We start from the raw sequence: 8649 nt of genomic DNA, 5'->3' as shown, positions 1-8649 counted from the left end.
ACCTGACCCCATGCCGAACTCAGAAGTGAAACGCCGTAGCGCCGATGGTAGTGTGGGGTCTCCCCATGCGAGAGTAGGGAACTGCCAGGCATCAAATTGCAGTAAACCGGGATGAATAATCCGGGTAGTGACAAAGAAATTCGGTGGAGCGGTAGTTCAGTCGGTTAGAATACCTGCCTGTCACGCAGGGGGTCGCGGGTTCGAGTCCCGTCCGTTCCGCCACTTATTTAAAATTAAGCCTGCTACATTAGCAGGCTTAATGATAAGAAAAATTAAGAAGTCTTTAGGGGCGTAGCTCAGTTGGTAGAGCACCGGTCTCCAAAACCGGGTGTCGCGAGTTCGAGTCTCTCCGCCCCTGCCATATATAATCCTTTGCTTAGGCAAAGGATTTTTTTTGCCCAAAATTTGCCTTTCTAAAGACCCGTCGCTGTTCACTCCGGGCCGCTCATTATTTCCTGCTTATTAAAAAACGTTGTTTTTCAGTATGTCGCGAATTTGCGCCTGTTTGTCGCTATTTTGCAGCCAGATCGCGTATAAAGGCCGCGAAATTGATGAACCATCCGCAACCGGATATATACCGTTTTGCTCCTGAGCCCATGACGTTGGCAACCAGGTACAGCCTTTCAACGGCAGCAGCTGTCGATAGGCCAGGCTAGCCGAACTGGTGGTTAATAACGGAATGTCATCACTGGCGATAAGCCCGGTTTCATGCTGCTGAAAATCTGCCCCCCACTCAAGGCGAAGGTAATTCAGATCGGCTTTGATGGTGGCCGGTGATGCACAGAACAGCTCAAGGGTGAAATGTCCCAGCAGTTGGCTGCTAAATTCATCCATCTTCGGCGTTTCGGTAGTGATCAGCAGATCGAGCTGGCGCTCATGCAGCTGCTTCACCAGCGACTGCCGCTGTGCAATTCGCGCTTCAAACTGCAGGGCATCATCTGCCTGGTAGAGCCTTCCTAGCCACTCATTGAGCATGCACTCCCACAGCGAAGCGCTGGCGCCAATCGAAAACTCGTTATGTCGTGAGGTACTGGCGACCTCCTTACGCGCGGCCTGCCATGTACTCATCAGCGTCTCGGCGTAAGGCAGCAGCTTTTCTCCCGCAGCCGTCAGCCGTATGTTATTGCGGTGACGGGTAAATAAATTTACGCCAAGCTGATTCTCTAACTGACGAATGCGAAAGCTCACCGCAGATTGTGTCAGATAGAGCGCTTCTGCGGCTCGCCCGAAGTGGCGAGTTCTGCTCACTTCGAGGAAAGTTTTCAGCAATTCGGTATCCACAGCTTTCTCCGCAAAATTTTTTGTCGTAATGATTTAAATCTTTTGTTTTACACTCTGTCAAGCGTATCTAATACTCCGCGCCATAAATAGCTCGGCCAAAGAATTAGGAGCGTGTAGGATGGCGGAAAGCTTTACGACGACTAATCGTTTTTTTGATAATAAAAATTATCCGCGCGGGTTCTCTCGTCATGGTGACTTCACCATCAAAGAGGCGCAGCTGCTGGAGCGTTATGGCTTTGCCTTTAACGAACTCGATCTTGGCAAGCGTGAGCCTGCAACCGATGAGGAACACCAGTTCGTCGCGGTATGTCGCGGTGAGCGTGAACCGGCTTCAGAAGCTGAACGCGTATGGCACAAGTATGTGACTCGCATTAAGCGTCCTAAGCGTTTCCATACGCTGTCTGGTGGTAAACCACAGATGGAAGGCGCTGACGACTACACTGAAAGCGACGACTAAGAGAAAGGGGCTCCGGCCCCTTTTTTATTGCAGTAAGGTTTGCAGGTGGCTGAGCATGCGGTCAATTCCTCGGTAGCTCAACGCTTCCTGCAAATGTCGACGCTCAATGGCGTCAACGCCCTCCATGTCGGCCAACGTACGCGCAACCTTAAGCAGCCGCTGCCACGCCCGAATAGAAAGCCCCAGCTGCGTGAGCGTCTGTTCCAGCCAGCGTGAATCCTCATCGCAGAGAACACAATGTACCCTTGCTTCGCCGCTACCGAGATGGGCATTAAGCTTTCCCTGCCGGGAAAACTGGCGCTGATGGGCAGCAATCACGCGACGCTGTACCTCCAGGCTACTCTCTTCATGGCGGACGGGCTGGCTCAGCAATCCTGGCGGAGGCATGGGGATCTCAAGCGATAAATCGAAACGGTCGAGGAAAGGCCCCGACAGGCGATTGAGGTAGCGCAGCGTCTGTTCTGGCGTGCAGCGATTGTGTTTTCCCTCATAGTGCCCGGTCGGGCTGGGATTCATGGCAGCAATAAGCTGGAAGCGAGCAGGGTAGGTGATTTTGGCGCGCGTCCGTGAAATATGGATCTTGCCCGACTCGATAGGCTCCCGTAATGCATCCAGCCCCCGGCGTTCAAACTCCGGTAATTCATCCAGAAACAGAATCCCGTTATGGGCCAGCGAGACCTCGCCAGGGGCAGGTATTGATCCTCCGCCCACCATCGCGGTTAAAGACGCGCTATGGTGTGGTGCGCGGAAAGGCCGACAGCGCCACTCTGCCTGCACGCGGCGACTATTTTCCAGACTGATGATAGCTGCACTTTCCAGCGCCTCGCGATCGTTAAGCGGCGGCAGTAGCCCCCTGAGTCTCGAGGCGAGCATGGTTTTCCCGGTTCCCGGTGGACCAATCAGCAATAAATTATGCCCGCCTGCAGCCGTCACCTCTAACGCGCGCTTCCCCTGCTGCTGGCCGATGACTTCGCTCAGGTCGTCAACGGTCTCGGTAATGACGGGCGTCTCCACTGGTGGAAGCCGCAGTTCCTGCTTCCCTTCCAGAAACGCACATACCTCCAGAAGATGGCTGGCGATGAGGCAATCATTGCCGCCGAGCAGCCCAACCAGTGGGGCATCGTCTTCGGAAAGCACTATCTGCCGTCCGGCGCTGATGGCCTCCATTGCCGCAGAGATAGCCCCAGGAATGCCGCGTAACGCGCCTGTAAGCGCCAATTCCCCTACGAACTCATATTGACCCAGTTTCTGGGTGCTAAGCTGCTCAGAGGCTGCCAGGAGCGCAATAGCGATAGGTAAATCATATCGACCGCCTTCTTTCGGCAGGTCGGCGGGCGCCAGGTTGATGGTGATCTTTTTCGCCGGAAAGGTATAACCGCTGTTGATGATTGCGCTGCGAACCCGATCCCGGGACTCTTTGACGGTCGTTTCCGGCAGACCCACCATCACCAGCCCCGGCAGCCCCTGACTGATATGGACTTCAATGGTAATAAGTGGCGCATTCACGCCGAGCGCTGCGCGCGTATAGACGACGGATAGTGACATAATTCCTCCCTGATGAAGGACATTATGCATCGGCGTATTGTCGCATTAATCCGTTACTTCGCGTATTTACGCGTCTTATCCTGCTATTTTTGCTACTTTTCATGCATTTTCATTTTTCACGGAAGCACGCCCGCATTTTTTTACGCAATCGCCCTGTGACACCCGCTTTTGTGGGTGGCGGACGTCAGATGGTGAAATATTTTCATTTCATATTTTTTCTATATAAAACAAATCTTTTTCTAATAATCCTTAGCATGGTAATCAATGGCGTCATAAAAAAAACTTGTGCTTTTTGTGATGTCTGTGGTAACTCTGTAGGTATTCCTTCGAACAAGATGCAAGAATAGACAAAAATGACAGCCCTTCTACGAGTGATTAGCCTGGTCGTGATTAGCGTGGTGGTGATTATTATCCCACCGTGCGGGGCTGCACTTGGACGAGGAAAGGCTTAGAAATCAAGCCTTAACGAACTAAGACCCCCGCACCGAAAGGTCCGGGGGTTTTTTTATGACTAAAAAACAATAACGAGGAGCAGAGAATGTCGAGTAGCACAAAATTCTGTTTCTTACGATCTAAGGCGGGGAACTAACTATGAATGGCGCACAGTGGGTGGTACATGCGTTGCGAGCGCAGGGAGTCGAAACGGTATTTGGGTATCCAGGTGGTGCCATTATGCCCGTTTACGACGCTCTGTATGACGGCGGTGTAGAGCATCTGCTGTGTCGACACGAGCAGGGCGCGGCGATGGCGGCCATCGGCTATGCCCGCTCTACCGGTAAAACCGGCGTCTGTATCGCCACTTCAGGCCCAGGAGCAACCAACCTGATCACTGGCCTGGCGGACGCGCTGCTCGATTCCGTTCCTGTTGTTGCCATCACCGGCCAGGTTGCCGCACCGTTTATCGGTACGGATGCCTTCCAGGAAGTGGACGTCCTCGGTTTGTCGCTGGCCTGCACCAAACACAGTTTCCTGGTGCAATCCCTGGAAGAGCTGCCGCGTGTAATCGCTGAAGCTTTCCAGGTGGCAAACTCAGGTCGTCCTGGCCCGGTTCTGGTTGATATCCCTAAAGATATTCAGATTGCACAAGGCGATCTGGATCCGTACTTCTCCACCGTAGAAAGCGACGACAGTTTCCCGTATAGCGAAATGGCGCAGGCGCAGCAGATGCTGGCCGAATCGCAGAAGCCAATGCTGTACGTCGGCGGCGGCGTAGGGATGGCGCAGGCGGTTCCCGCGCTGCGTGAGTTTATGGCGGTCACGAACATGCCCGCGACCTGCACGCTGAAAGGCCTGGGTGCCGTGCCTGCGGATTATCCGTACTATCTCGGTATGCTGGGTATGCACGGTACCAAAGCGGCGAACCTGGCGGTGCAAGAGTGTGATCTGCTGATCGCCGTTGGCGCACGCTTTGATGACCGCGTAACCGGCAAGCTGAACACCTTCGCGCCGCATGCCAAAGTTATCCATATGGATATCGACCCGGCAGAAATGAACAAACTGCGCCAGGCGCATGTTGCCCTGCAGGGCGACCTGAATGCGCTGCTGCCCGCGCTGCAGCAGCCACTGGCGATTGACTCCTGGTGTGAACATAACGCGGCGATGCGCGCCGAGCATGAGTGGCGTTACGACCATCCGGGCGAGGCTATCTATGCGCCGTTGCTGCTGAAGCAGCTCTCCGATCGTAAACCGGCGGAAAGTGTGGTGACGACTGACGTTGGCCAGCACCAGATGTGGTCCGCTCAACACATGACCTACACCCGCCCGGAGAACTTCATCACCTCAAGCGGCTTAGGCACGATGGGCTTCGGTCTGCCGGCGGCCGTTGGTGCGCAGGTCGCGCGCCCGAACGATACGGTTATCTGTATCTCCGGTGACGGCTCTTTCATGATGAACGTACAAGAGTTGGGCACCGTAAAACGCAAGCAGTTGCCGCTGAAGATCGTACTGCTCGATAACCAGCGGTTAGGGATGGTTCGCCAATGGCAGCAGCTGTTCTTCCAGGAACGTTATAGCGAAACCACCCTGACCGATAACCCCGATTTCCTCACGCTGGCCAGCGCCTTCGGCATTCCTGGCCAACACATCACCCGTAAAGACCAGGTAGAAGCGGCACTCGACACCATGCTCGCAAGCGAAGGCCCGTACCTGCTTCATGTCTCAATCGACGAACTTGAGAATGTCTGGCCACTGGTGCCACCTGGCGCCAGTAACTCACAAATGCTGGAGAAATTATCATGATGCAACATCAGGTCAACGTGCAGGCCCGCTTCAACCCGGAAACCTTAGAACGCGTCTTACGTGTGGTTCGCCATCGCGGCTTTCAGATTTGCTCGATGAATATGGAAACGGCTAGTGATGCACAGAACATAAATATTGAACTGACCGTTGCCAGCCCACGGTCAGTCGACTTACTGTTTAGTCAATTAAATAAACTGGTGGACGTGGCCTCGGTTGCCGTTCAGCAATGTACAAGCACATCACAACAACAGATTCGCGCCTGAGCGCAATAGGAAGAGAAATGACGACGAAAAAAGCGGATTACATTTGGTTCAACGGTGAGATGGTGCGTTGGGAAGATGCGAAAGTACACGTCATGTCCCACGCGCTGCACTACGGTACCTCCGTATTTGAAGGCATCCGCTGCTACGACTCCCATAAAGGCCCAGTTGTATTCCGCCACCGCGAGCACATGCAGCGCCTGCGTGACTCCGCCAAAATCTACCGTTTCCCGGTTTCTCAGAGCGTTGACGAGCTGATGGAAGCCTGCCGCGAAGTGCTGCGCAAAAATAACCTGACCAGCGCCTATATTCGTCCGCTGGTCTTCGTCGGCGACGTGGGCATGGGCGTTAACCCGCCGGACGGCTACACCACTGACGTGATCATCGCGGCGTTCCCATGGGGAGCATACCTGGGCGCAGAAGCGCTGGATCAGGGGATCGATGCCATGGTCTCTTCCTGGAACCGTGCCGCACCGAACACCATCCCAACGGCGGCAAAAGCGGGCGGTAACTATCTTTCCTCACTGTTGGTGGGCAGCGAAGCGCGCCGCCACGGCTATCAGGAAGGTATCGCTCTGGACGTGAACGGCTACCTGTCTGAAGGTGCGGGCGAAAACCTGTTTGAAGTGAAAGATGGTGTGATCTTTACCCCTCCGTTCACCTCGTCCGCGCTGCCGGGTATCACCCGTGACGCCATCATCAAGCTGGCGAAAGACCTCGGTATTGAAGTGCGCGAGCAGGTGCTGTCTCGCGAATCCCTGTACCTTGCAGATGAAGTATTCATGTCCGGTACCGCCGCTGAAATCACGCCGGTGCGTAGCGTTGACGGCATCCAGGTTGGTGAAGGTCGCTGTGGCCCGGTCACCAAGCGCGTTCAGCAAGCATTCTTTGGCCTCTTTACCGGTGAAACCGAAGATAAATGGGGTTGGTTGGATCAGGTTAATCCATAAGCATAAAAAGATGGGGTGTCACGCAACACCCCATTTAACAAGATAAAGACTGGGAGTACTAAAGCATGCCTAAATACCGTTCCGCCACCACCACTCACGGCCGCAATATGGCGGGCGCCCGCGCACTGTGGCGCGCCACCGGGATGACCGATGATGACTTCGGTAAACCGATTATTGCTGTCGTAAACTCGTTTACCCAGTTCGTGCCGGGCCACGTTCACCTGCGCGACCTCGGTAAACTGGTTGCTGAGCAGATCGAAGCCTCCGGCGGCGTTGCTAAAGAGTTCAATACCATTGCGGTGGATGATGGTATCGCTATGGGCCATGGCGGCATGCTTTATTCACTGCCGTCCCGCGAGCTGATCGCTGACTCCGTTGAGTACATGGTGAACGCCCACTGCGCCGATGCGATGGTCTGTATCTCCAACTGCGACAAAATCACCCCGGGGATGTTGATGGCCTCTCTGCGCCTGAACATTCCGGTTATCTTCGTTTCCGGCGGCCCGATGGAAGCCGGAAAAACCAAGCTCTCTGACAAAATCATTAAGCTCGACCTGGTCGATGCGATGATTCAGGGCGCGGACCCGAAAGTCTCTGACTCACAAAGCGAACAGGTTGAACGTTCTGCCTGCCCAACCTGCGGCTCCTGTTCCGGCATGTTCACCGCCAACTCGATGAACTGCCTGACTGAAGCACTGGGTCTGTCTCAGCCGGGTAACGGCTCGCTGCTGGCTACCCACGCTGACCGCAAAGCACTGTTCCTCACTGCGGGCCAGCGCATCGTTGAGCTGACCAAACGCTACTACGAGCAGGATGATGTATCCGCGCTGCCGCGCAACATCGCGTGCAAAGAAGCGTTTGAGAACGCCATGACGCTGGATATCGCCATGGGCGGCTCCACCAACACCGTTCTGCACCTGCTGGCGGCGGCACAGGAAGCCGAAATTGACTTCACCATGAGTGATATCGACAAGCTGTCCCGCAAGGTACCGCAGCTGTGTAAAGTGGCGCCAAGTACCCAGAAATACCATATGGAAGATGTGCACCGCGCCGGCGGCGTGCTGGGGATCCTCGGTGAGCTGGACCGTGCAGGCCTGCTGAACCGCGACGTGAAAAACGTTCTCGGTCTCTCCCTGCCGCAGACGCTGGAGCAGTACGACATCACTCTTACCCAGGACGAAGCGGTCAAGAAAATGTTCCGTGCAGGCCCGGCCGGTATCCGTACCACACAGGCGTTCTCGCAGGATTGTCGCTGGGATACGCTGGACGATGACCGCGCCGAAGGCTGTATCCGTTCTCTGGAACACGCCTACAGCAAAGACGGCGGCCTGGCCGTGCTGTACGGTAACTTTGCGGAAAACGGCTGTATCGTAAAAACCGCAGGCGTGGATGACAGCATCCTCAAATTCACCGGCCCGGCAAAAGTGTACGAAAGCCAGGATGACGCGGTAGAAGCCATCCTCGGCGGCAAAGTTGTCGCAGGCGACGTGGTGGTCATTCGCTACGAAGGGCCGAAAGGCGGGCCGGGCATGCAGGAAATGCTCTACCCAACCACCTTCCTGAAATCGATGGGTCTCGGCAAAGCCTGCGCCCTGATCACCGATGGTCGTTTCTCCGGCGGTACCTCTGGCCTCTCTATCGGCCACGTTTCTCCAGAAGCGGCAAGCGGCGGCAATATCGCGATCATCGAAGATGGCGACATGATTGCTATCGATATCCCGAACCGTGGTATTCAGCTGCAGCTGAGCGACGCGGAAATCGCCGCACGTCGTGAAGCGCAGGAAGCCCGTGGCGACCAGGCGTGGACGCCGAAAAATCGTGAGCGTCAGGTTTCCTTCGCCCTTCGCGCTTACGCTAGCCTGGCAACCAGCGCCGACAAAGGCGCCGTACGTGATAAATCGAAACTGGGTGGCTAATC

The 8649-nt window shown here is 55.3% G+C and carries 8 protein-coding genes, 2 tRNA genes and 1 rRNA gene; 9 read left to right on the top strand and 2 right to left on the bottom strand.

Annotated features, from left to right (window positions below):
- The 3 genes from rrf to HII27_RS22505 form a co-directional block, all read left to right on the top strand.
- Window positions 1-90, top strand: a 5S ribosomal RNA gene (gene rrf / locus HII27_RS22515); the annotation flags it as partial.
- Between the two features lie 55 nt (window positions 91-145).
- Window positions 146-222, top strand: a tRNA-Asp gene (locus HII27_RS22510).
- 63 nt (window positions 223-285) lie between these two features.
- A tRNA-Trp gene (locus HII27_RS22505) sits at window positions 286-361 on the top strand.
- Window positions 362-462: 101 nt separating this feature from the next.
- Here HII27_RS22505 and hdfR read toward each other — a convergent pair.
- Complete coding sequence (hdfR, locus tag HII27_RS22500) at window positions 463-1281, bottom strand: HTH-type transcriptional regulator HdfR (RefSeq protein ID WP_185669637.1); 819 nt, start codon at window positions 1279-1281, stop codon at window positions 463-465.
- A gap of 118 nt (window positions 1282-1399) precedes the next feature.
- On the opposite strand from hdfR, the gene HII27_RS22495 reads away from it, so the two are divergent.
- A complete protein-coding gene (locus tag HII27_RS22495) occupies window positions 1400-1738 on the top strand; it encodes a DUF413 domain-containing protein (protein WP_035896409.1) in 339 nt (112 codons plus the stop codon).
- 24 nt (window positions 1739-1762) lie between these two features.
- On the opposite strand, the gene HII27_RS22490 is transcribed toward HII27_RS22495, so the two are convergent.
- On the bottom strand, window positions 1763-3283 hold the full coding sequence (locus HII27_RS22490) for a YifB family Mg chelatase-like AAA ATPase (protein WP_185669636.1): 1521 nt from the start codon (window positions 3281-3283) through the stop codon (window positions 1763-1765).
- Window positions 3284-3636: 353 nt separating this feature from the next.
- Here HII27_RS22490 and ilvL point away from each other — a divergent pair, with 353 nt between their 5' ends.
- The 5 genes from ilvL to ilvD all read left to right on the top strand — a co-directional run bounded on the left by ilvL (window position 3637) and on the right by ilvD (window position 8647).
- On the top strand, window positions 3637-3735 hold the full coding sequence (ilvL, locus tag HII27_RS22485) for an ilv operon leader peptide (protein ID WP_001311244.1): 99 nt from the start codon (window positions 3637-3639) through the stop codon (window positions 3733-3735).
- Window positions 3736-3874: 139 nt separating this feature from the next.
- Window positions 3875-5521: an acetolactate synthase 2 catalytic subunit gene (ilvG, locus tag HII27_RS22480; RefSeq protein ID WP_185669635.1), complete on the top strand. Its 1647-nt coding sequence runs from the start codon at window positions 3875-3877 to the stop codon at window positions 5519-5521.
- A complete protein-coding gene (gene ilvM, locus HII27_RS22475) occupies window positions 5518-5784 on the top strand; it encodes an acetolactate synthase 2 small subunit (RefSeq protein ID WP_040118523.1) in 267 nt (88 codons plus the stop codon). Before ilvG ends, ilvM begins: the two co-directional genes overlap by 4 nt.
- 17 nt (window positions 5785-5801) lie before the next feature.
- Window positions 5802-6731 carry a branched-chain-amino-acid transaminase gene (gene ilvE, locus HII27_RS22470; RefSeq protein ID WP_035896405.1) on the top strand — a complete coding sequence of 310 codons (930 nt, stop codon included), beginning with the start codon at window positions 5802-5804 and terminating at the stop codon, window positions 6729-6731.
- A gap of 65 nt (window positions 6732-6796) precedes the next feature.
- Window positions 6797-8647: a dihydroxy-acid dehydratase gene (ilvD, locus tag HII27_RS22465; protein WP_185669634.1), complete on the top strand. Its 1851-nt coding sequence runs from the start codon at window positions 6797-6799 to the stop codon at window positions 8645-8647.
- Window positions 8648-8649: the final 2 nt, after the last annotated feature.

Source organism: Kluyvera sichuanensis, from assembly GCF_014218705.1.
Taxonomy (GTDB): Bacteria; Pseudomonadota; Gammaproteobacteria; order Enterobacterales; family Enterobacteriaceae; genus Kluyvera; species Kluyvera sichuanensis.
The sequence above is the reverse complement of the archived record's forward strand: the minus strand, read 5'-3'. Positions and strand labels throughout refer to the sequence as shown.

Excerpts from the sequence above, each read along its gene's own strand:
- ilvG (WP_185669635.1), top strand. The coding sequence starts at position 3,875 with ATGAATGGCGCACAGTGGGTGGTACATGCGTTGCGAGCGCAGGGAGTC.
- ilvE (WP_035896405.1), top strand. The coding sequence starts at position 5,802 with ATGACGACGAAAAAAGCGGATTACATTTGGTTCAACGGTGAGATGGTG.
- ilvL (WP_001311244.1), top strand. The coding sequence starts at position 3,637 with ATGACAGCCCTTCTACGAGTGATTAGCCTGGTCGTGATTAGCGTGGTG.
- HII27_RS22495 (WP_035896409.1), top strand. The coding sequence starts at position 1,400 with ATGGCGGAAAGCTTTACGACGACTAATCGTTTTTTTGATAATAAAAAT.
- ilvM (WP_040118523.1), top strand. The coding sequence starts at position 5,518 with ATGATGCAACATCAGGTCAACGTGCAGGCCCGCTTCAACCCGGAAACC.
- ilvD (WP_185669634.1), top strand. The coding sequence starts at position 6,797 with ATGCCTAAATACCGTTCCGCCACCACCACTCACGGCCGCAATATGGCG.
- HII27_RS22490 (WP_185669636.1), bottom strand. The coding sequence starts at position 3,283 with ATGTCACTATCCGTCGTCTATACGCGCGCAGCGCTCGGCGTGAATGCG.